At 71.0% G+C, this 20,754-nt stretch carries 20 protein-coding genes; 2 read left to right on the top strand and 18 right to left on the bottom strand.

Features of this window, described 5'->3' with window-relative positions; genetic code table 11:
* Window positions 1-16: 16 nt before the first annotated feature.
* From atpD to ABD841_RS23890, 14 genes are all read right to left on the bottom strand, one after another.
* A complete protein-coding gene (atpD, locus tag ABD841_RS23955) occupies window positions 17-1,444 on the bottom strand; it encodes a F0F1 ATP synthase subunit beta (protein WP_344975970.1) in 1,428 nt (475 codons plus the stop codon).
* Window position 1,445: 1 nt separating this feature from the next.
* Window positions 1,446-2,345: a F0F1 ATP synthase subunit gamma gene (locus ABD841_RS23950; protein WP_344975967.1), complete on the bottom strand. Its 900-nt coding sequence runs from the start codon at window positions 2,343-2,345 to the stop codon at window positions 1,446-1,448.
* A 3-nt stretch (window positions 2,346-2,348) separates the two neighbouring features.
* Window positions 2,349-3,998: a F0F1 ATP synthase subunit alpha gene (atpA, locus tag ABD841_RS23945; protein ID WP_344975964.1), complete on the bottom strand. Its 1,650-nt coding sequence runs from the start codon at window positions 3,996-3,998 to the stop codon at window positions 2,349-2,351.
* A gap of 23 nt (window positions 3,999-4,021) precedes the next feature.
* The gene (locus ABD841_RS23940; RefSeq protein WP_344975961.1) at window positions 4,022-4,831 is read right to left on the bottom strand and encodes a F0F1 ATP synthase subunit delta; all 810 of its coding nucleotides are present in this window, start codon (window positions 4,829-4,831) and stop codon (window positions 4,022-4,024) included.
* Between the two features lie 85 nt (window positions 4,832-4,916).
* Window positions 4,917-5,465 (bottom strand): F0F1 ATP synthase subunit B, encoded by a 549-nt coding sequence (locus tag ABD841_RS23935; RefSeq protein WP_344975958.1) that lies wholly within the window; start codon window positions 5,463-5,465, stop codon window positions 4,917-4,919.
* Window positions 5,466-5,499: 34 nt separating this feature from the next.
* Entirely contained in the window at window positions 5,500-5,727 is a 228-nt protein-coding gene (gene atpE / locus ABD841_RS23930; RefSeq protein ID WP_155347320.1) for an ATP synthase F0 subunit C, read from the bottom strand.
* A gap of 79 nt (window positions 5,728-5,806) precedes the next feature.
* Window positions 5,807-6,598, bottom strand: coding sequence for a F0F1 ATP synthase subunit A (gene atpB / locus ABD841_RS23925; protein WP_344975955.1), 792 nt, complete (start codon window positions 6,596-6,598; stop codon window positions 5,807-5,809).
* A 67-nt stretch (window positions 6,599-6,665) separates the two neighbouring features.
* Window positions 6,666-6,881, bottom strand: coding sequence for an AtpZ/AtpI family protein (locus ABD841_RS23920; RefSeq protein WP_344975952.1), 216 nt, complete (start codon window positions 6,879-6,881; stop codon window positions 6,666-6,668).
* A gap of 78 nt (window positions 6,882-6,959) precedes the next feature.
* On the bottom strand, window positions 6,960-7,385 hold the full coding sequence (locus ABD841_RS23915) for a Cg1360 family ATP-synthase-associated protein (protein WP_344975949.1): 426 nt from the start codon (window positions 7,383-7,385) through the stop codon (window positions 6,960-6,962).
* A gap of 152 nt (window positions 7,386-7,537) precedes the next feature.
* Entirely contained in the window at window positions 7,538-9,124 is a 1,587-nt protein-coding gene (locus ABD841_RS23910; protein WP_344975946.1) for an undecaprenyl/decaprenyl-phosphate alpha-N-acetylglucosaminyl 1-phosphate transferase, read from the bottom strand.
* Window positions 9,125-9,181: 57 nt separating this feature from the next.
* Window positions 9,182-10,447, bottom strand: a complete 1,266-nt coding sequence (locus ABD841_RS23905; RefSeq protein WP_344975943.1) for a serine hydroxymethyltransferase — start codon at window positions 10,445-10,447, stop codon at window positions 9,182-9,184.
* Window positions 10,448-10,562: 115 nt separating this feature from the next.
* Window positions 10,563-10,943 (bottom strand): hypothetical protein, encoded by a 381-nt coding sequence (locus ABD841_RS23900; protein ID WP_344975941.1) that lies wholly within the window; start codon window positions 10,941-10,943, stop codon window positions 10,563-10,565.
* 231 nt (window positions 10,944-11,174) lie between these two features.
* A complete protein-coding gene (locus ABD841_RS23895; protein WP_344975938.1) occupies window positions 11,175-13,403 on the bottom strand; it encodes a hypothetical protein in 2,229 nt (742 codons plus the stop codon).
* Between the two features lie 81 nt (window positions 13,404-13,484).
* The gene (locus ABD841_RS23890; RefSeq protein ID WP_344975935.1) at window positions 13,485-14,372 is read right to left on the bottom strand and encodes a glycosyltransferase family 2 protein; all 888 of its coding nucleotides are present in this window, start codon (window positions 14,370-14,372) and stop codon (window positions 13,485-13,487) included.
* 93 nt (window positions 14,373-14,465) lie between these two features.
* Here ABD841_RS23890 and ABD841_RS23885 point away from each other — a divergent pair, with 93 nt between their 5' ends.
* Window positions 14,466-15,188, top strand: coding sequence for a polysaccharide deacetylase family protein (locus ABD841_RS23885; protein WP_344975932.1), 723 nt, complete (start codon window positions 14,466-14,468; stop codon window positions 15,186-15,188).
* A 10-nt stretch (window positions 15,189-15,198) separates the two neighbouring features.
* Window positions 15,199-15,759 carry an arsenate reductase/protein-tyrosine-phosphatase family protein gene (locus ABD841_RS23880; RefSeq protein ID WP_344975929.1) on the top strand — a complete coding sequence of 187 codons (561 nt, stop codon included), beginning with the start codon at window positions 15,199-15,201 and terminating at the stop codon, window positions 15,757-15,759.
* On the opposite strand, the gene ABD841_RS23875 is transcribed toward ABD841_RS23880, so the two are convergent.
* Genes ABD841_RS23875 through ABD841_RS23860 form a run of 4 tightly spaced genes read right to left on the bottom strand, consistent with a single transcriptional unit; the run spans window position 15,722 to window position 20,752 of the window.
* Window positions 15,722-17,158 carry a tyrosine-protein kinase domain-containing protein gene (locus ABD841_RS23875; protein ID WP_344975926.1) on the bottom strand — a complete coding sequence of 479 codons (1,437 nt, stop codon included), beginning with the start codon at window positions 17,156-17,158 and terminating at the stop codon, window positions 15,722-15,724. The genes ABD841_RS23880 and ABD841_RS23875 overlap by 38 nt on opposite strands.
* A complete protein-coding gene (locus ABD841_RS23870) occupies window positions 17,155-18,411 on the bottom strand; it encodes an MATE family efflux transporter (protein ID WP_344975923.1) in 1,257 nt (418 codons plus the stop codon). Before ABD841_RS23870 ends, ABD841_RS23875 begins: the two co-directional genes overlap by 4 nt.
* On the bottom strand, window positions 18,408-19,706 hold the full coding sequence (locus ABD841_RS23865; protein WP_344975920.1) for a hypothetical protein: 1,299 nt from the start codon (window positions 19,704-19,706) through the stop codon (window positions 18,408-18,410). The genes ABD841_RS23870 and ABD841_RS23865 overlap by 4 nt, the downstream gene beginning before the upstream one ends.
* Window positions 19,703-20,752: a glycosyltransferase family 4 protein gene (locus ABD841_RS23860; protein ID WP_344975917.1), complete on the bottom strand. Its 1,050-nt coding sequence runs from the start codon at window positions 20,750-20,752 to the stop codon at window positions 19,703-19,705. Before ABD841_RS23860 ends, ABD841_RS23865 begins: the two co-directional genes overlap by 4 nt.
* Window positions 20,753-20,754 lie beyond the last annotated feature (2 nt).

The raw sequence follows: 20,754 nt of genomic DNA, 5'->3' as shown, positions 1-20,754 counted from the left end.
CCGGCACCGAAGGCGACTAGCGGGCGAGTTCCTTGGCCTTGGCGACGGCCTGGTCGATGCCGCCGACCATGAAGAACGCCTGCTCGGGCAGGTGGTCGTAGTCGCCCGCGCACAGGCCCTTGAACGAGGCGATCGTCTCGTCCAGCGGGACGGTCTCGCCCGGCTGGCCGGTGAACGCCTCGGCGGCGTACATCGGGTGAGACAGGAAGCGCTCGATGCGGCGGGCCCGGTTGACGGTGACCTTGTCCTCTTCGGAGAGTTCGTCGATACCGAGGATCGCGATGATGTCCTGCAGTTCCTTGTACTTCTGCAGGATCCGCTTGGTCTCCTGGGCCACGCGGTAGTGCTCCTCACCCACGATCAGCGGGTCGAGGATCCGCGAGGTGGAGTCGAGCGGGTCCACCGCGGGGTAGATGCCCTTCTCCGAGATCGGCCGCGACAGAACGGTCTGCGCGTCGAGGTGCGCGAAGGCGTTGTGCGGGGCCGGGTCGGTGATGTCGTCCGCGGGGACGTAGATCGCCTGCATCGAGGTGATCGAGTGACCGCGGGTGGAGGTGATGCGCTCCTGGAGGACGCCCATCTCGTCGGCCAGGGTCGGCTGGTAACCCACCGCGGACGGCATGCGGCCGAGCAGGGTGGACACCTCGGAACCGGCCTGGGTGAACCGGAAGATGTTGTCGATGAACAGAAGCACGTCCTGCTTCTGCACGTCACGGAAGTACTCCGCCATGGTGAGGGCGGAGAGCGCGACGCGCAGACGGGTGCCCGGGGGCTCGTCCATCTGGCCGAAGACGAGCGCGGTGTCCTTGAGGACGTCCGCCTCATCCATCTCCAGCCAGAGGTCGTTGCCCTCACGGGTGCGCTCGCCGACGCCGGCGAACACCGAGGTGCCACCGAAGTTGCGGGCGACCCGGCGGATCATCTCCTGGATCAGAACGGTCTTGCCGACGCCCGCACCACCGAACAGGCCGATCTTGCCGCCCTGCACGTACGGGGTGAGCAGGTCGATGACCTTGATGCCGGTGACGAGCATCTCGGTGCGCGACTCGAGGGCGTCGAAGGACGGCGACGGGCGGTGGATGCCCCAGCGCTCGTTGACCTTGAGCGAGGCGGTCTCGACGTCCAGCGCCTCACCGAGGGCGTTCCACACGTGGCCCTTGACGACGTCGCCGACCGGCACCGAGATGGCCGCGCCGGTGTCGGTCACCGGGGCGCCCCGGGTCAGGCCGTCGGTGGGCTGCATGGAGATGGCGCGGACGAGGTTGTCACCCAGGTGCTGGGCGACCTCCAGGGTCAGGACCTTGGTCTCCCCGCCGAGGGTGACCTCGACGTTGAGCGCGTTGTAGATATCGGGCATCGCCTCGACGGGGAACTCCACGTCGACGACGGGACCGGTGACCCGCGCGACGCGGCCCACGCCGGTCTCAACAGTCTGTGCAGTCATTTCACTCTTTCCCCGCTGCGGCGTCAGCCAGCGCGTTGGCGCCACCGACGATCTCGCTGATTTCCTGGGTGATCTCGGCCTGGCGGGCCTGGTTCATCTGCTGGGTGAACACGCGGATGAGCTCGTTGGCGTTGTCCGTCGCCGACTTCATGGCCCGGCGACGCGAGGCCTCCTCGGAGGCCGCCGACTGGAGCAGCGCGGTGAAGATGCGCGACTCCACGTAGCGCGGCAGCAGCGAGTCGAGCACATCGCCCGCCGTGGGCTCGAACTCGAAGTAGGGCAGCGGCGTGTCGGGCTTCTCCGTGGTCTCCTCGACCACCAGGGGAAGGATCCGCTTGACCACGACCTCCTGCGTCAGCATCGAGACGAACTCGGTGGAGACGATGTGGATCTCGTCCACCCCGTCCTCGGCCGAGAACGCGTCGATCAGCGTGCCGGCGATCGCCTTGGCGTCGGAGTACGCGGGCTTGCGGGAGAATCCGGTCCACTGCCCGCCCATCGCGCGGTTGCGGAAGGAGTGCCAGGCGACACCCTTGCGCCCCGTCACGAAGGGTACGGGCTCGACGCCCCTGCTCCGCAGCAGGCCGCCGAGCGCCTCGGCCTCACGCAGGATGTTGGCGTTGAAGCCGCCGCAGAACCCGCTGTCGCTGGTGACGATGAGCACCGCGGCCTTGGTCGGGCGCTCCTTCGCCACCGTCAGCGGGTGGTCGACGCTGGCGGTGTTGCTGACGACGCCCGTCACGGCGCGAGTGATCTCACGCTCGTACGGCACGGCCGCCTGCATCCGGAGCTGCGCCCGCACGATGCGCGACGACGCGATGAGCTCCTGGGCACGCGTGATCTTGGCGGTGGACTTGACCGACTTGATCCGCCGCCGCAGCGCTCTTAGCTGGGCACCCATCGGCTACTTCTTCTCGACCGTGCGGACTTGCTTCTTGATCTTCTCCTGGCCGACCGACTCGACACCGAGCGCGGCGACCGGCTCCTCGTTGACGAGCAGCTCACCGGAGGAGGTCTCGAAGCTCTTCTTGAACTCGGTGATGGCGTCCTTGAGCGCGGTGACCGTGTCACCGGGCAGGGTCTTGGTCTCGCGGATGCCGTCGAGGATGCCCTTGTGCTCGCGGCCGATGTAGTCGAGGAACTCCTTCTCGAAGCGGCGGATGTCCTCGACCGGGACGTCGTCGAGCTCACCGGTCGTGCCGGCCCAGATCGAGACGACCTCCTGCTCCACCGGGAACGGGCTGTACTGCGGCTGCTTGAGCAGCTCGACCAGGCGCTGGCCGCGCTCCAGCTGCGCCTTGGAGGCCGCGTCCAGGTCGGAGGCGAAGGAGGCGAACGCCTCCAGGTCGCGGTACTGGGAGAGGGCGAGACGCAGCGTACCGGCCACCGCCTTCATCGCCTTGGTCTGCGCCGAGCCACCGACTCGGGAGACCGACACACCGACGTTGATGGCGGGGCGGACACCCGCGTTGAACAGGTCGGTCTCCAGGAAGACCTGGCCGTCGGTGATGGAGATGACGTTGGTCGGGATGAACGCCGACACGTCGTTGCCCTTGGTCTCGATGATCGGCAGACCCGTCATCGAGCCACCGCCCATGTCGTCGGAGAGCTTGGCGCAGCGCTCCAGCAGACGGGAGTGGAGGTAGAAGACGTCGCCCGGGTAGGCCTCGCGGCCCGGCGGACGGCGCAGCAGCAGGGAGACGGCGCGGTAGGCGTCGGCCTGCTTGGTCAGGTCGTCGAAGACGATGAGGACGTGCTTGCCCTGGTACATCCAGTGCTGGCCGATGGCCGAACCGGTGTAGGGCGCCAGGTACTTGTAACCGGCCGGGTCGGAGGCCGGGGCGGCGACGATGGTGGTGTACTCCATCGCGCCGGCCTCCTCGAGCCGGGCCCGCACCTGGGCGATCGTGGAGCCCTTCTGACCGACCGCGACGTAGACGCAGCGCACCTGCCGGGCGGGGTCACCGGAGAGCCAGTTCTCCCGCTGGTTGAGGATGGTGTCCACGGCGATCGCGGTCTTGCCGGTGCCGCGGTCGCCGATGATCAGCTGGCGCTGACCCCGGCCGATCGCGGTCATGGCGTCGATGGCCTTGATGCCGGTGGCGAGGGGCTCCTTCACCGGCTGGCGCTGGACCACCGAGGGGGCCTGGAGCTCCAGGGCCCGCAGCCCCTCGGACTCGATGGCGCCCTTACCGTCGAGGGGGACGCCCAGCGGGTCGACCACGCGACCGAGGAAGTTGTCGCCGACCGGCACGGACAGGACCTCGCCCGTCCGGCGGACCGACTGGCCCTCCTCGATCTTGCTGAAGTCGCCCAGGATAACGACACCGATCTCCCGGACGTCCAGGTTCAGTGCCAGGCCACGCGTGCCGTCCTCGAACTCAAGCAGCTCGTTCGCCATCGCCGAGGGAAGGCCGGAGACATGGGCGATGCCGTCGCCGCAGTCGACGACGGTCCCGATCTCCTCACGCGCGGCGCCTTCCGGCTCGTACGCCTGGACGAAGCGCTCAAGTGCGTCCCGGATCTCGTCCGGCCGGATCGTAAGCTCCGCCATCTCTCTTCAGTCTCCCTATTCGCCTAGCCGGCCAACCGGCGGCGGACTTCTTCGATTCGTCCCGCGATGGTGGTGTCGATGAGGTCGTCCTCGATATGCACCGAGAACCCACCGAGAACCCGCGGGTCCACCTCGACGTTCAGGTGAACGTCACGGCCGTACGAGGTGCGCAGCCACGCGGCGAGGCGCTGCTTCTGCACCTCGGAGAGCTCGACGGCGCTGCGCACCACCGCGACCAGGCGCTGCCGCTGGGCGGCGACCAGCTTGCCGAACTCTTCCAGGCCACCTTCCAGGCTACGTCCTCGCGGATGGACCACAAGCTGGGTGACCAGGCGGAGGGTGGTGGGGGCGACCTTGCCGGTGAGCAGGGAGCTCAGGAGCTCCCGCTTGGCCGCCTCCGGAGAGGCCGGGTCGGTCAGGGCCCGGGACAGGTCCAGGTTCGAGGCGACGATGCGGCCGAACCGGAACAGTTCGTCCTCGACGTCGTCGAGCCTGCTCTGCGCCTCGGCCTCGGCCGCCGCGGCGACGACACCGAGACGCTCCAGGGCGGCGGCCAGGTCACCGGAGCGCGTCCACTTGACGGAGACGGCCGTGACGACCGTCTCCAACGCCGCGGGACTGACCTTGCCCTCCAGCAGGACCCGGGCGACCTGCGCCTTCTGGTCCGCGGGCCGGGCGGGGTCGGACAGGCTGCGGCGGAGGCCGTGCTCACGGTCGAACAGGTCGACGACCGCGAAAAGCTCGTCGGCCAGCGAGCCGAGGTCGGCGCTCCCCGCGACAGCGTTGAAGCGCTCTTCGACCTCGGCCAGCGAAGCCTTGCTCAGGCCCCTCATCGGTCGCTCACCGCGCCTCGTTCGCCGCGCGGCCCGCCGGTACGGCGGGCGGCGCCGCGCTCACTGCGTCGGGTTCGCTCCGTCATCAGCGGACCGCCGCGCTGCTCGACTCGAGCTCGTCGAGGAAACGGTCGACGGTGCGGCGCTGACGCGCCTCGTCCTCCAGGGACTCACCGACGATGCGGCCGGCCAGCTCGATCGAGAGGCGGCCGAGCTCCGCACGGAGCTGGGCGAACGCCTGCTGACGATCGGCCTCGATCTGGGCGTGCGCGGCCTCGACCAGGCGGCGGGCCTCGGCCTGAGCCTCCTCGCGGAGCTCGGCCTTGATCTGCGCGCCCTGCTCGCGGGCCTCCTCACGCAGGCGGGAAGCCTCGTGACGAGCCTCGGCGAGCTGGTCCTTGTACTGCTGGAGCAGCGCCTGGGCCTCTGCCTGCGCGTCCTCTGCCCGCTTGATACCGCCCTCGATCGCATCGGTTCGCTCAGCCAGAGTCTTCTGGATGCGCGGGGTGAGGATGCGACCGACGACGAGGACAACGACGAAGAACGCGAAGACACCGACGACAAGCTCGTAAGCGTGCGGGAGGAGGGGGTTGGTGCCCTCCTCCGCTGCCAGGAGCGAAGCTGCCTGAATCATGGGTGCAGCCTTCCGTCAGGGGTTTTTGTGCGTCTTACTGACCGAACATGAACGGCGCAACGAGGCCGATGAGGGCCAGCGCCTCGGTGAGAACGAAGCCGAGCAGCATGTTCTGGCGGATCAGGCCGTAGGCCTCGGGCTGGCGGGCGATGGCCTGCACACCCTGACCGAAGATGATGCCGACGCCGATGCCGGGGCCGATGGCGGCGAGGCCGTAGCCGATGGAACCGAGGGAGCCGGTGACCTCAGCGAGGACGCTCATTGTGTCTTTTTCCTTTACTGGTCGGCCGGTGAGGGCTTCACCGGTCTGGATATTCGACGAAGGTCTAGTTCTCGGCGGTCTAGTGCTCTGCGTGGAGCGAGTTGCCGATGTACATCGCGGCGAGCATCGCGAAGAGGAACGCCTGCAGGAACTGGATGAACATCTCGAAGCCGGTCATGGCGATCGTCATGATGACCCCGACCACGCCGAGCGGGGCGCCCAGCGGGGTGAGCTTCTCGAAGAGGAACCAGAAGCCGACGAGGCTGAAGAAGGCCAGGATGATGTGGCCGGCGAACATGTTGGCGAACAGTCGCACCGCGTGGGTGAAGGGCGCGATGATCAGGTTCGAGAGGAACTCGATCGGGGCCAGCAGCACGTAGATCGGCTTGGGCAGCCCCGGCGGGAACATCATGTTCTTGAAGTAGCCGACCGCGCCCTGGTGCTTGATGCCAAGGTAGACCTTGAGAACGTAGATGCTGAGCGCGAGCACGACCGGGAAGGCGATATGCGAGGCGACCGGGAACTGCACGACGGGGATGACCCCCATCAGGTTCCAGACCCAGACCAGGAAGAAGATGCTGAGCAGCAGGCCCATCCACCGGTCGGCGTCCTTACCGAGGAACGGCCGGGCGACCTGGTCGCGGACGAACATGTAACCCACCTCGGCGACGTTCTGCACGCCCCGGGGCACGATCTTCGGGTTGGCGAAGGCGGACCAGCAGAAGGCAACGACGATGACCGTGCTCAGCAGGGCCAGCAGCACCGGCTTCGTGAACCAGTCGACGCCGGGAATGATCGGGGGGGTGTCGAAGAGTTCGAGGCCCGGAGGCGTGAACTCGTCCCCGGGAGCGAGGAGCGTCAGCGTGCTCACGCGGCGTTCCCTTCAGCGTGGTAGTGGATCGAAATGGCTTCGTCAGCGAAGCGACCGCTGCCGAAGGCTAGCGACCGTACTTCCGGTAGACCAGGTAGATGGCTAGAGCGACCCCGAGGATCAATCCGATCGGAGTGAAGGCGACCACGCCAGTCCACTTGGACAGCAACCAGCCCGCACCGCCGTACAGGATCATCCCTGACAGGAGATAGCTGGGAATGGACCAGGCGGCGTTGGCGAAGTCGCGGCCGTCGTCTTCGGGCCGGATTTTCTTTTCGCTCATCGCGGGCATGACGATAGCAGTCGCTGTATCGACTAGTCATATCGGGCGGGGTCGGAAGCGTCAGCGAGATCATACGCCTCATCGGGAACCACCCCGGCCGGGAAGCTCACCGTCGGGATCGACGTAGAGCATCCGGAGCTTCATGAAGCCCCGCATCTCGCCGACCGTCCAGGCGAGCGTGCACGCGATCGCCGCCCACCCGAAGGCCTTCGGCTCGAAGGCGGTGGCGTCCTCGAACGTCTTGAGCAGCGCCATGATAATGATGATCTTGACCGCGTAGCTCAGCACCGCCGCGGTCATCATCATCATGGGCGAGACCCGGCTGGCGTAGGAGACCGCGACGATGCCGAGGGAGAAGAAGGCGCAGACGACCAGCAGCCCGATCGCGGCGCCGAGCGCCCCCTTGACACCGGCGAAGAGGGTCGCGACGAGGACCACGACCAGGCCCACGAGCAGCGTGGGTATCGCCGCTCCCTTCAGAAGGCGCACGTCGTTGGCCTGCATCGGCACTCCAAGTAACTGTTATCAAGCGAGCGATTGCTACCTTGCAGGTCTCATTCGATCGACCACCTGCTAGTGAAAGCTATCACAAGCTCACAGAAGGCCGCCTTTACCTGCCGTTTCAAGTAAACGATCAACAGGTGACGGCATGGTGCTCAGCCTGGTGTCTCAGGGTTTGAGAAACCGGGGCGCGGCGCGCTGAGTGACAGGTCGGACAGCGTCGACAGCGCGGCCGTGTCGTCTCCGCCGGGCGGGCGGCGGCCGGGGGTCCCCGGCGGATACGGGTGCGGGCGGGACGGTGACGGAGCACCGCCGGGGGGCACGGACCGGCCGGGGCCGGCCTGGTCGGGACCGGGCCGCTCGGAGAGGGGCCGGTCGGCGGCGGGGCGACCGGCGACGGGCCGGTCGAACGCGGACGAACCGGGAGCCGGCCGGTCGAAGACGGAACGCTCAGGGCCCGCGCGGTCGAACGCGGACGAACCGGGAACGGGCCGGTCGAAAGCCGAGGGCCCGGGGACGGGCCGGTCGAAGACGGAACGCTCGGGAGCCGGCCGGTCGAAAGCGGACGGCCCGGCCGCTCCCGCCTGCGGGGCCGGGGCCGGCCCGGCGCCGGTCCCCCTGGCGTCGGCCGCGTTGGCGACATCGCGGCGGGCCCGCCAGCGGGGCAGCGCCATCGTGACCAGGACGCCGACGGCCAGCAGCACGGTCAGCGGGAACAGGATCAGCGGTACGCCCTCGATGGACAGCGCCACGACCGCGAAGGCGAACAGGAACGTCCACGCGTACATGATCAGGACGCTGCGGCGGTGCGAGTGGCCGATGTCGAGCAGGCGGTGGTGCAGATGCCCACGGTCGGGGGCGAAGGGCGACAGGCCCTTGGAGGTGCGCCGGATCACCGCCATGACCAGATCGAGCAGCGGGAGCACCAGGATCGCGACCGGCACGAGGAGGGGCAGGATCACCGGGAAGCGGTTGATGCTGCTGGTCTCGAGGGGGGTCACGGTGATCATCGTGGAGGCGAGGACCAGGCCGATCAGCATCGCCCCCGTGTCGCCCATGAAGATCTTCGCCGGGTGGAAGTTGTGCGGCAGGAAGCCCAGGCAGACGCCGATGAGCACCGAGGTGATCGCCGCGGTGACGTTGATGCTGGTGTCGCCGAAGTCCCTCGACAGGGCCACGGAGTACGTCCACGTGGCCATGGCGGCGATGCCCACGATGCCGGCCGCCAGACCGTCGAGTCCGTCGACGAAGTTCACCGCGTTGATCATGACGACCACGATCATGATCGTGATCAGCGCGCTCAGCGTCGAGTCGAGGACGATGGTCCCGCCGAGCTGTGAGGGCCACGGCAGCCAGGGGAGGCTGACGCCGAAGGCCACGAGCACGCCCGCCGCGCCGATCTGGCCGGCGAGCTTGATGAGGGCGTCCATCCCCCACCAGTCGTCCAGGAAGCCGGTCAGCGTGATGACGCCACCCGCGACGATGAGCGCGATCACCGTCTTGCCGTCGCCCTCGGCCGCCAGCTTGCCGCCCGCGTAGGGCAGCTCTCCGGCGATCAGCAGACCCGCGACGAGCCCGCCGTACATCGCCAGGCCGCCGAGCCTGGGAGTCGGCGTGGTGTGCACGTCGCGGTCGCGGACCTCGGGCATGGCACCGATGCGGATGGCGAAAACGCGGACCAGCGGGACCAGCAGATAGGTCACCGCCGCCGCCACCAGTGCCATGAGTAGGTATTCGCGCACGGACCTAGTTTCGCGGATAGTCCGGCCAGCTGTGACCGGAAAACAACACAGAACAGCTCATAGTTCGCTGGGATATATGCGATGGGCCCTCGTGAGGGCCGCGACGCGCTCACGGGTCTCCGCCGCCGCGTCGGGATTGCGGATCACCTGAGCGGTCATCGACGCCACCTCCTTCATCTCCTCCGACCCCATCCCCTGCGTCGTGACGCAGGGGGTGCCGACCCTGATGCCGGAGGTCACGGTGGGGGGCTCCGGATCGTACGGGATCGCGTTGCGGTTCAGCGTGATGCCTGCGGACCGGCAGCGCTGCTCGGCCACCGCGCCGGAGACCCCGACATCACGCAGGTCGATCAGGGCGAGGTGGCTGTCGGTGCCGCCGGAGACCGGCCGCATGCCCTCTGCCGCCAGCGCGTCGGCCAGCACCCGGGCGTTGCTCACCACCCGGTGCGCGTACTCGGCGAACTCCGGCCGCAGCGCCTCTCCGAAGGCCACCGCCTTGGCCGCGATCGCATTCATGAGCGGGCCGCCCTGGACGAACGGGAAGACCGCCCGGTCGATCTTCGCCGCCAGCTCCGCCGTGCACATGATGCCGCCGCCCCTGGGGCCGCGCAGCGCCTTGTGCGTGGTGAAGGTCACCACATCGGCGTACGGCACGGCGGAGGGCAGGGCCTTGCCCGCCATGAGACCCACGGTGTGCGCCACGTCGGCCATCAGCCAGGCGCCGACCTCGTCGGCGATCCCCCGGAAGGCCGAGAAGTCGATCTCGCGGGGGTAGGCGGTGGCGCCGCATATGATCATCTTCGGCTGGTGCCGCAGCGCGAGCTCCCTGACCTCGTCGTAGTCGATCAGCTCGGTGTCCCTGCGCACCCCGTACGCCACGACGTCGAACCAGCGGCCGGAGAAGTTGACCCGGGAGCCGTGCGTGAGGTGGCCCCCGTGCGACAGCGCCATCGCCAGCAGGGTGTCGCCCGGCTGGAGCAGGGCCGCGTAGGCCGCGAGGTTGGCCGAGGTGCCCGAGTGGGGCTGGACGTTGACGTGCTCGGCGCCGAAGAGCCGTTTGGCGCGGTCCACGGCGAGTTCCTCGGCGCGGTCGACGACCTCGCACCCCGGGTAGTAGCGCCTGCCGGGGTAGCCCTCGGCGTACTTGCCGTTCAGCGTCGAGCCGAGCGCGGCCAGCACGGCGGGCGACGCGAAGCTCTCGCTCGCGATCAGCTGGATTCCGCCGCGGAGCCGGTCGAGCTCGTCGAGGAGCACACTCGCGATCTGAGGATCTTCGCTGCTGAGGAGACCGAAATCAGGCCCGTAGTAAGGCTCTGCGCCCATGGCTCACACCCCGGGATGACGACTCCACCCCACTGTAAGCCCGGCATCCCCGGCTCTCCCATGTCAGGGCCGCCTCGGCGCGGCGGAACCGCCCGCGCGGAGGCGGCCCGGCCCGTCAGGAGAAGGCGTGCGGCGCTCCGGCGTTGGTCGGCACCCACCTCGGCGTGTCGGCCGCCTGGTCGCTGATCGAGGTCAGGATGGCCTGCCGGTACAGGCCGAGGCGGGTGCGCCACTCGGCCATGTCCTCGACGTAACGACCGGAGACGGGGGCGTCCCAGACGTCCCGGCTCCTGGCGAGCTGGTAGGCCCTGTCGAGACTGCTGGTCAGCGTGTCGAGCACGGGCAGGACCTGCTTCCACGCCATGACCAGCCGCTGGTAGTCGGGGTTGAACTCCCACGACGTCGCGGCGTCGGGCGACGGCAGCCCGGCGGTCGCCGACGACGGCGGGGTCTCCCCCGGCTGCAACGGCTGCGGTGCGGGTGGATCCACGAACATCACAGGCTCCTCACGCTCGCTGTCACGCTCCCTGCCTCCTGCTCGTCGCGTCGGACCCGGACGGCCTCCCGCACGTCGCGCCGGACCCGCGGCCCCGGGCGCGCGTCCGCCGTGCCGAGCCGGCGGCCTCGCCCCGCTTCCGGTGCCCCGAGCCGGCGACCTCGCCCCACGCCCGGTGCTCCGGGACCGCGGACGCGGGCGCCGTACGCCGTGTCGCCCGCCGGGTCCGGCTCATCGGCCGCCACCGGGGGGCGGGATGGGCCGCAACGGATCCCCCGGGTCGACGTCGCCCGCCGGGCCGTCGGGCCCGACGTCCATGGGCGCCCAGGCACCCCGCCCCCATGTCTCGCCGTCGGGGACCTGCACGCCCGGCGTCTCCAGCGGCTCGATCTCGCGGACGTTGTCGGCGAGCGTCTTGAGCGCGTCCAGGTCGAGCGGGCGCGCCTCCACGGTGACGACGTCGTCGCCGTCGCCGGCCCACCTCGCGACCGACCCCTCACCCGCCGCCTGCGCACCGCCCCCGGGAGCCGCCCCGGCCTGCGGGGGCGGTGCGTCCGACCGCTTCGGCTCCTCCCCGGACGCGGCCTCGCCGATCGACGGCACCGGAGCGGACGCCTGCGCCCCGGCGGACTGGCCGGACTGGGCGGGCCGGGTGTCCTGGGCAGCCCGGGTGTCCTGGGTGTCCTGAACGGACTGCGGCGACGGGGCCGCGGGCTCGCCGGAGGCGGTGACCTCGGGCTGGGGGGTGACGTCACCGGTGCCCGGCGGCTGGACGGTCTGGTCCGTGGCCGGTCCCGCGGTGTCGAGAACGGGGTGGTCGGGCTTGGCCGACGGCAGCGGACTGTGCGGCTCGACCTGGCCGGGGGTTCCGGTGGTCCCGGAGACACCGTCGACCACGGGCATGTCCAGCGGCGGGATGTCCTCGATGTTCTTGAGCAGTTCCTCCACCTCGGCCGCCGTGGGCGCGTCGAGCGGGATCTGCAGCACCTTCGCCCCGTCGACTTCCACGATCTTCGCCTTGGGATCGCCGGTCTGGTCGACGTCGTCGGGGTGCTCCTTGCGCGGGGTGTCGTAGACATCGTCGGTACCGGACGCGTCACCGCCCTCCCTCGGCGAACGCTCATCACCCTTGGCACCCGCGTCACCCTTGGCATCCGGATCAGCGGCGGACACACCACCGCCCTCCCTCGGCGAACGCTCATCACCTTTGACACCCGCGTCGCCCTTGGCATCCGGGTCGTTGGCGGGGGTGTTCGCCCCCGTGTCGTTCCCGGTGTTCGAGACGTTGGACCCGGTGTCACCCGTGCCCGGTGACCTGTCGTTGGCCGAGATGATGTCCGGCCGCACGGTGTCGGCGGGCTGCTGGCCGTTCTGGTGACCGTCACCCGGTCCCGGAACCGCCGGTTTCAGATCCTCGACGCGGGGCGTCTCCGGACGGCTCCCCTCGCCCTCGGGCATCCGGGGGGCGGTCTCGGGCTCCGGTGTCTCCGGCGGTGCCGTGTCAACAGGCCGCTCGCCGCGCTGAGAGCCATCGTCCGGCTCCGGGGCCGGTGGGTCGACATCCTCGAACCCGGGTTCCTCCGGACGGCTCTCATCGGCTCTGGGAGCCTCGGGGACGGGTTCGGGCTCCGGCGTCTCCGGCTCGACGGCCTCCTCCGGATTCCCGGCGCCGCCTCCGTCGCGGGGGGAGACCTCGTCACCCTTCGAGCCGGTCTCCGGCTTGGGATCATTGGCGCCCTCCGGCCCCGTACCGGGCTTGAGGATCTCCCTGGACTCGCCGCGCGGGGAAGTCTCCTCGCCCTTGGACCCGGCCTCGGGCCTGCCCTCTTCGCCCTTGGACCCGGTCTGGGGCTTGGCCTCCTCACCCTTGGACCCGGCCTCGGGCCTGCCCTCCTCACCCTTGGACCCGGTCTGGGGCTTGGCCTCCTCGCTCTTGGACCCGGCCTCGGGCCTGCCCTCCTCGCCCTTGGACCCAGTCTGGGGCTTGGCCTCACCGCCCTTCGAAGAATCCTTGCCGGTCTTACCGTCCTCACCCTTCGACCCGGTCTCCGGCTTGGCCTCCTCGCCCTTCGAGGAATCCTGGGAGCCCTTGGGGTCGTCGCGCCGGACGGCGTCGGCCGACTGTTCACCGACCCGGGGCTTGTCGTCCGCCTTCGAGTCCTTGTCGTCGGACCCGGGCGCCCCGGCCCCGGTGTCCGTGGCCTTCGGCCCGGCGGCGTCGCCCGTCCTCTGCTCGATCTTCTTCTCGAGCAGGGCCACTCTGGCCGAGACGTCGCGGACCATCCCGTCGCACGCGTCGGCGATCTGGGCCGGCCGGTGGGTGGACTGGGAGGACAGACCGGCCCCGCCCATGACCTGGGCGACCTTGCCCTCGACGCTCCGCATCTGCTCCGCCGCCCGCTTCACCTCGGACAACAGGTCGCGAACCAGCTGGGGGTCCATTCCTTCGAACTTTCCCATGGAGGTCTCCCGGAAGTGTCGGCCCACCTCACGGTACCGGGGAGGCCGCCCCCCGTCACGGTGATAATCAGACGGTATGGATCATGCGGGCGCCTTGGAACGTACGGGGCGGAGCGGAAGCACGACCCCCGTGACGCCCTCCAGCCGTCCGACCAGCCGCTGCAGGTGCCAGCCGGCTTCCGGCCAGCGCCCCCGGGCGGCGCTCAGCAACGCGCCGCCGAGGGGTCTGACCAGCGTCCTGAGCCGGGCCCGCCGGCCGTAGTGCCTGCGGTACACCCTGCCCGTCCCCCGCGCCACCCGGCGTGCCCTGGCGCGGAATTCCCTGGTGCCGGCCGCGGGGACGAAAGGGTTGTCCTCGTAGACGGTGACACGCGGGTCGTAGACGACCGACCAGCCGTCCCGCATGCCGCGCAGGAGCAGGTCGGTCCCCTCTCCCGACTGCCACGGCGTGGGGCAGCCGGCCCCGAGCCCCTCGTCGAAGCGGCCCACGGCGTTCATGAAGGCCGCCGTGTAGAAACACGTCGCCTCGATGGCCTGGGACCACACGGTGGTGCGGTCGAGGACCGCCGGTTCGGTGCCGAAGGCCAGCTGGGCCGGGCGCCCGGCCGCGTCGAGCAGCTTGCCGGAGACGACCCCGTGCCCGCCCATCGCCTCGCACACCCGGGTGAGGGTGTCGGGGGCGTACCAGGTGTCGTCGTCGGGGAAGCCGACGACGTCGTAGTCTCCGAGCGCCGCCATCCCCGCGTTGCGCCCGGCGGACAGCCCGCGCGGCGTGGTCACCCGCCGGACCGGCAGCCGGTCCTTCCAGCGCTCGACGACCTCCGCCGTCCCCGTCTCCCCGCTCTGGTCGACGACGATCATCTCGGCGACCGGCGGGCTCTGCCCGAGCACCGAGCGGAACAGGCGGTCGAGGGTCTCGGGTCGGCCGATCGTCGTGACCACCAGAGCGACCCGCGGGGCGGAGTTCACGCCGATATGGTAGGCCAGCACGAATAAGTGCGATTGGAGCCTTCCCAAATGATCCGCCGGAACAAATCGCCAATGGTGTGGGTGTACCACTCCGTGGCGGAATTCGACCGTGATCCGCTGCGCATCACGGTCTCTCCTGGCAGTTTCCACCGCCACATGCGCTGGCTGCGCGACCGGGGACTGCGCGGGGTCACGATGCGGGAGCTCCGGGCCGCCGAGGCGCGGGGCGAGGCCGCCGGGCTGGTCGGGCTCACCTTCGACGACGGTTACGCCGACTTCGCCACGACCGTCGTGCCCGCCCTGGCGGAGTACGGCTTCACCGCCACCGTGTTCGTCGTCGCCGGCCACGTGGGCGGTGACAGTTCGTGGGATCCCGGGGTCCCCCGGGACGTGATGACGCCCGAGCAGCTTCGCGAGGCGGCCGCCGCGGGCATGGAGATCGGCTCGCACTCCCTCACCCATCCCCGGCTGCCGACGGTGGACGGCGGCCGGCGGCTGGTCGAGGAGCTCGTGACGAGCAGGACGATGCTGGAGGATCTGACGGGTGAGGCCGTCGACGGGTTCTGCTACCCGTACGGGCAGCACGGCACCCGCGAGGTGGAGGCCGTCGCCGAGGCGGGGTTCGGCTACGCCTGCGCCCTCTGGCACACCGAGCACGCGGGGCTGTTCGCGATGCCGCGCATCGAGCCCTTCGACGAGACGGGACCCGCGGGGTTGCGGGGCCGGGTGCTCGCGCATCAATTGAACAAGACCTATCCCAACATTCGGGGCATCCTCAAAGATCGCTTCGGCCTTGACCTGCAGGCTCGCGGCTAAAGTATCCGGGGTGAGGGAGGATTTCCGGATTCTGATCGTCTGCACGGCGAACATCGTCCGCTCCCCGATGGCGGAGACGATCGCGAAGGCGATGCTGCGTTCCTCTCCCTGCCCGATCGCGGTGGCGAGCGCGGGCACTCATGCCCGGGCGGGGCTTCCCATGGCGCCGTACGCCCTCGCCGCGCTGGCGAACCTCGGCCTGGACGGCTCCGCTCACCGCGCGCGACCGCTCGACGGCGTCCTCGTCAACGACGCGGACCTCATCCTCACCATGGAGACGGCGCACCGCGGCTCGGCGGTGACGATGGAACCGGCCGCGGTGCACAAGACCTTCACCCTCCGCGAGTTCGCCCATCTCGCGGAGGGCAGGAGACTCCGCCACCGCTCCGACACCGTCGGACGGGCGCACGCCGCGGTCCGCGCCGTCGCGCGGCGCCGCGGGTCTCCCGCCGGTCGCCCGGTCGAGATCGCCGACCCGTACGGCGGGCCCCCGGAGGGGTACGCGGAGTGCGCCCGGGCGATCGGGCACTCGCTCAGCCGCGCGCTGGGGGAACTGCTCGGTCCCCGCTGACCGGCGAGTCGCCCCTCTTCGCCTTCCGGCCCCCGGCCGTCCGGTCCTGGGCGGTGTCCCGCGTGTAGGGGCCGTACCGGTCGGCGCCGGGGGCCGCCCCGCAGTTGAAGACCGTTCCGACGACGCGGCTCCTGGCCGTCTCCAGGGCCGTCAGGGCCTCACGCAGCTCGTCGCGCCTGGTCTTCTTCGCCCGCGCCACCAGGATGGTCCCGTCGACCTCGGACGCGAGCACGGCCGCGTCGGTGACGGGCAGCAGGGGCGGGGCGTCGAGGATGACGTAGTCGAAGCTCTGGGCCAGTCGCCCCAGCAGGTCCCGCATGCGCCGGCTGCCCAGCAGTTCGCTGGGGTTGGGCGGGAGCGGCCCGCTGGTGAGCACGGTGATCCGGTGCGGTCCCGCCGTCGCCTGGGCGACCTCGGCCGGCTCGGCCCTCCCGCTGAGGACGCTGGTCAGGCCCGCCTCGCCGACGAGCCCGAGCATCGAGGCGAGCGCCGGGCGGCGCAGGTCGGCCTCGACCAGGGCCACCTGGGCCCCCTCCGCCGCCAGCGCCGCGGCCAGGTTGACCGCGGTCGTCGACTTCCCGTCCCCCATGAGCGGGCTGGTGACCAGGAACACCTTGGCGGGCCGGTCGACGCCGACGAAGCGCAGGGCGGTGCGCAGCTTGCGGTACGCCTCGGCGCGGGGGCCGAACCGGTCGCCGACGAGCGGGGTGGCCTGCGTGCCGGGGTCCTTGGGCACCATGGCCAGGATGGGGTGGTCGCTCACCCGGGTCAGGTCGGCGGCGCTGTGGAGGCGGGTGTCGAGCGTCTCGCGCAGGATGCCCGCGCCGACGCCCCCGACGAGCCCGAGTGCGAGTCCCAGCACCACGTCGAGGACGATCCGGGGGCTGCTCGGCCGCTCCGGCACCGCGGCGTCCCTGACCACCTTCACCCGGATCGCCGAGGCCTGGGTCTCGTCCGGCGCCTCCAGGTCGGCGACCACCGCGACGAGCCGCGCGGTCACCGCGTTGGCGATCTTCGCCACGGTGGCGGCGTCCCCGTACCGGGCGGTGATGTTGAGCAGGACGGTGTCGACCGGTACGTCCACCTGCAGCCTCTCGGCCAGCTCGTCGGGCTTCAGCGGCAGCCCGAGTGACCTGATCACCGGTCTGGTCACCGTCGGGGTGGTGACGAGCGCGGCGTAGGAGCGCACCCTCTCCTGCGTGAACAGGGTGCCCTGGTACCGCTGGTCGATGCTGGACTGGCCGCCCTGCGCGACGGAGACGAACAGGGTCGTCGTGGTCTTGTACTCCTCCGGCTGCAGCAGGGCGATCGCGAGCCCGGAGCCCGTCCCCGCGACGGCGAGCAGGATCACGAGCAGCAGGTTTCTGCGGACTCCGGCGATCAGGTCTCTGGTGTTCACGGATGCCCTCTCGACTCTCGGGGCGTCGTCGGCTGCGTACGGGACGGCATGGTGGTGAATACTGCGGCAAGGAGGGCCAGGGCGGTCAGGAATCCTGCGGCCTCGACCAGCGAGCTCGCCGTGGCCGCGCCCACCGCGCCGGCCAGCGCCGCTCCCACGGTGACCGCCAGAACGCGTCCTCCGGCGACCGCCACCCGCAGGAAGAAGAGCATGCGGACCCGTTCCATGGCGCGCAGCACGCCGTAGGGTCCCAGGCCCAGTCCCTCGATGACGAGCAGGGCGGTGAAGGCGGGGACGAGCGGTTCCACGCCCGCCCACGACTCGCCGAGCAGTGCCCGGCCGACCGGGTCCGGCAGGATCGCCACGGCGGCGCCCGCCCCGGCGCCCACGGCCCCGCACAGCAGCCCGGCCATGGCCGCGAACCGGAACATCCGGCCCGGTTCCGCGTCCCTGAGCCGGGAGACCTCGCTGACCACCGCGACCCGGCCGGCCGCCATCACCACGTTCGCCGGGCCGAAAAGCGTCAGCGCGGCCCGCCACGCGCCCACGTCCGCCGGGCCCGCGACGTGGCCCAGGACGATCAGCACGGCGTAGCCGGCCAGGGAGAGTGCTCCGGTCTCCACGAAGTACGGCCGGACCAGCCTGCCGTATTCGGCCAGCCACCGGCGCGGCGCTCCGAGCCGGGGCAGCGTCCCCGCCTGGGCCGTCGCCAGGACCGCGGCGACCAGGCCGCCGAATCCCCAGCCCACGATCAGCCAGGTCAGGCTCGGCTCCACGCGGAGCGCGGCGAGCGCCGCCGCGACCTGCACCGCCCCACCCACCGCGTCGACCAGCACCGCGCGGCGCAGCTGCCCGACCGCGATGAAGGCCAGCCTGAGCGCGTCCCAGACCAGCAGGACCGGCAGCAGCGCGGCGAGCACCACGGCGGAGTGCCAGTACGGGCCGACCAGGAGGGGGGACACGGCCAGCAGCAGCACCCCGGCGAGGGCGCCGAACACGGCCGCGGAGCCGGAACTGTCCGCCAGCGCCTGGCGCACCGCGGCGTCTCCCTCGGGCCGCCGGACCAGGAGCGGCTCGCTGACCGCCGCCCGCGACAGCTCCACGACCACCACGTAGAACCCGTAGAGGAGGGCGAAGTGCCCCAGGGTGACGACCGAGACGTTGCCGGCCACGAGGATCATGAGAACGAAGTTGCTCCCGCTGCAGATCACGTGGTCGGCGAGGGTCCACATCCCCCGGCGGGCCGCGGTCATGTCCGCTCCGCCGGGTTCTCCCCCGGAGCCCGCCGCCGGTGCAGGAACAGGGCGAGGAGGACCGCTCCGACGAGGCTGGGGAAGGCCCGGCCCTCGCCCCAGTAGAAGTACCTGGCCAGGTCGACCAGGCCCACGTACAGCACCGGGTAGAGGACCAGGCCCCGTACCTCGCCCGAGCGCATCCAGCGGTGGCAGGCGCCGATGGCCAGCCCCGTCGCGCCCCAGAAGACCATGCCGCCCGCCAGCCCGTAGTCGGCGAGGGGGGCGAGCAGGCCGCCCGTGTTGTTGTACTCGGGGTTGCCGAACCGCCACAGCAGGCCGGGCCAGACCCGGGCGGGGTCGAAGCCCAGCACGGACTCCGGGGTCAGCACCGCGGACAGGCCGGGGAAGTTCCACAGGAACCCCACGGTGTAGTACGGCCAGACGAGGCCGGGTCCGATCTCGTCGACCACGATGGCGGAGTTGTTGTACGCCGTGGCGTAGTAACCGGTCAGCCGGCGCAGCACGAACTCGGAGTAGTCGATCTGCATCGTCGTGGAGTAGTGGGACCAGCTGCGCACGTACTCGAACGTGCCGAAGAGCGTCACCAGGGCGAACGGGGCGAGCAGCGGGAGCCCGGCCCACAGCCAGCGGTGGTGGCGCCGCCCGTCGCCCGGCCGCAGCGTCGAGATCACGGCGAGGATCGGCAGCACGACCTCCATCAGGGCGAGCCGCTCGGAGTTGAGCACGACGCGTGCCAGCGTCAGCCCGGTGAGCACGGTGAACGCCGCGGTGTGCGGCCGGCCGCCGAGCCGCCGGTCGAGGAAGAGGCACACCATGGCCAGCGGCCCCAGCTGGGTCAGCGTCGTCACCCCGCCGATGGTGGCGAGTTCGGACTTGACCGCGTCCGCCGAACCGGGGCTCAGCGCGAAGACCGCCCCGAGGTCGGCGAGGCTGAGCCCGCCGGAGACCGCCGAGGCCAGCCAGACCGCGTACCCCACCACGGTGAGCGCGGCTGCCGAGCGGCCGGTCAGGAGCAGGATCCGGCGCTGGCGGGCGTTGACCGCTATGCCGGTGGCCCGCACCGGTCTGGCGAGCGAGGGCAGCATGCAGCCCACGACGAAGACGCCGACGAACGCCAGGACGATGAGCGCCTTGCCGTCGTCGAAGATCTTCGGTGTGCGCCACCACTCGCGGAAGCGGTCGTCACCGATCGTCCAGGCCGCCAGGAGGCCGGGCAGGGTGGCGAGCATCGCCGTCCAGGCCGGGTGGAGCCACCAGGCGCCCTCGCGCAGCGGCAGCCGCAGGGTGCTCATGCCCCGGCGCCCCCGCCCTCGGCCAGCGCCGTGAACACCTCGGCGTGACGCCGCGCCGACTCCTCCCAGGAGAACAGGGCCGACCGGGCGATTCCCCGGGCGCGCAGGTCCGCCGCGGCGGCGCCGTCGGACAGGACGCTCCGCAGGCCCGCCGCGATGCCTCGCGCGTCGAGGTCGGAGACGAGCACGGCGGCGTCGCCCGCGACCTCGGGCAGCGCCGCCCGGTCGGAGGTGACCACCGGGGTGCCGCAGGCCATGGCCTCCAGCACCGGCATCCCGAAGCCCTCGTGCCCGGAGGGGAAGGCGAACACCGCGGCCGCCCGCATCAGGGGCGCCACGAGCTCGTGCGGCACCTGGCCGAGGTACCGGGCATGCGGCGCCTCGGCCAGCACCCGTTCGACCTGCCCCGAGCCGAGGAACCCGCCTCCGGCGGCCACCAGGGGGATCCCCAGGCGCGCGGTCGCCTCGACGAGGGCGGTCACGTTCTTGCGCGGGTCGAGGTTGCCGAGGTAGAGCACGAACCGGTCCGGCAGGCCCAGAGGGGCGAGGAGGGCGGCGTCACCGTCGTCCCGGGAGTGGAAGCGGCCCGCGTCCAGCCCGTGCGGGATCACGTGCAACCGCGCCGCGGGGACGCCGAAGGCCCTGCCGATCTCACCCGCCGAGTGGCGCGAGACGGTGATCACCGCGTCGGCGACCCGGGTGAGCCGACCGACCCTGGCCATCCAGGTGCGCTTCCAGAGCGCGCGGGCCAGCCCGGGGACGGGCGCGTCCTCGACACCGTGCACCGTGGCCGCGATCGGCACCCGGGAACCGACGAGCGCCCCGGTGTCGGCCGGGAAGTGCAGCAGGTCGGCCCGGCCCGGACGGGCCGGCCACAGCAGGCCGTCGGCGACGGCGTAGGCGAGCTGCCGGGCGGCCCCGCCGAGTCCGTCGCCGGGCGGGACGAGCGCCTCGTGCTCGATTCCGAACGCCGTCAGGGAGGCGTAGAGGGTCCGCGTGTAGGAGGTGTTGCCACCCACGTTGCGGCGGAGGACCTTGCCGCTCACCG

Origin of the sequence: Streptosporangium fragile (assembly GCF_039534445.1) — a bacterium.
GTDB classification, from domain to species: Bacteria; Actinomycetota; Actinomycetes; order Streptosporangiales; family Streptosporangiaceae; genus Streptosporangium; species Streptosporangium fragile.
The sequence above is the reverse complement of the archived record's forward strand: the minus strand, read 5'-3'. Positions and strand labels throughout refer to the sequence as shown.

Coding starts and splice junctions, on each gene's coding strand:
- atpD (WP_344975970.1), bottom strand. CDS start 1,444: ATGACTGCACAGACTGTTGAGACCGGCGTGGGCCGCGTCGCGCGGGTC.
- ABD841_RS23950 (WP_344975967.1), bottom strand. CDS start 2,345: ATGGGTGCCCAGCTAAGAGCGCTGCGGCGGCGGATCAAGTCGGTCAAG.
- atpA (WP_344975964.1), bottom strand. CDS start 3,998: ATGGCGGAGCTTACGATCCGGCCGGACGAGATCCGGGACGCACTTGAG.
- ABD841_RS23940 (WP_344975961.1), bottom strand. CDS start 4,831: ATGAGGGGCCTGAGCAAGGCTTCGCTGGCCGAGGTCGAAGAGCGCTTC.
- ABD841_RS23935 (WP_344975958.1), bottom strand. CDS start 5,465: ATGATTCAGGCAGCTTCGCTCCTGGCAGCGGAGGAGGGCACCAACCCC.
- atpE (WP_155347320.1), bottom strand. CDS start 5,727: ATGAGCGTCCTCGCTGAGGTCACCGGCTCCCTCGGTTCCATCGGCTAC.
- ABD841_RS23920 (WP_344975952.1), bottom strand. CDS start 6,881: ATGAGCGAAAAGAAAATCCGGCCCGAAGACGACGGCCGCGACTTCGCC.
- ABD841_RS23915 (WP_344975949.1), bottom strand. CDS start 7,385: ATGCAGGCCAACGACGTGCGCCTTCTGAAGGGAGCGGCGATACCCACG.
- ABD841_RS23905 (WP_344975943.1), bottom strand. CDS start 10,447: ATGGGCGCAGAGCCTTACTACGGGCCTGATTTCGGTCTCCTCAGCAGC.
- ABD841_RS23900 (WP_344975941.1), bottom strand. CDS start 10,943: ATGTTCGTGGATCCACCCGCACCGCAGCCGTTGCAGCCGGGGGAGACC.
- ABD841_RS23895 (WP_344975938.1), bottom strand. CDS start 13,403: ATGGGAAAGTTCGAAGGAATGGACCCCCAGCTGGTTCGCGACCTGTTG.
- ABD841_RS23870 (WP_344975923.1), bottom strand. CDS start 18,411: ATGACCGCGGCCCGCCGGGGGATGTGGACCCTCGCCGACCACGTGATC.
- ABD841_RS23865 (WP_344975920.1), bottom strand. CDS start 19,706: ATGAGCACCCTGCGGCTGCCGCTGCGCGAGGGCGCCTGGTGGCTCCAC.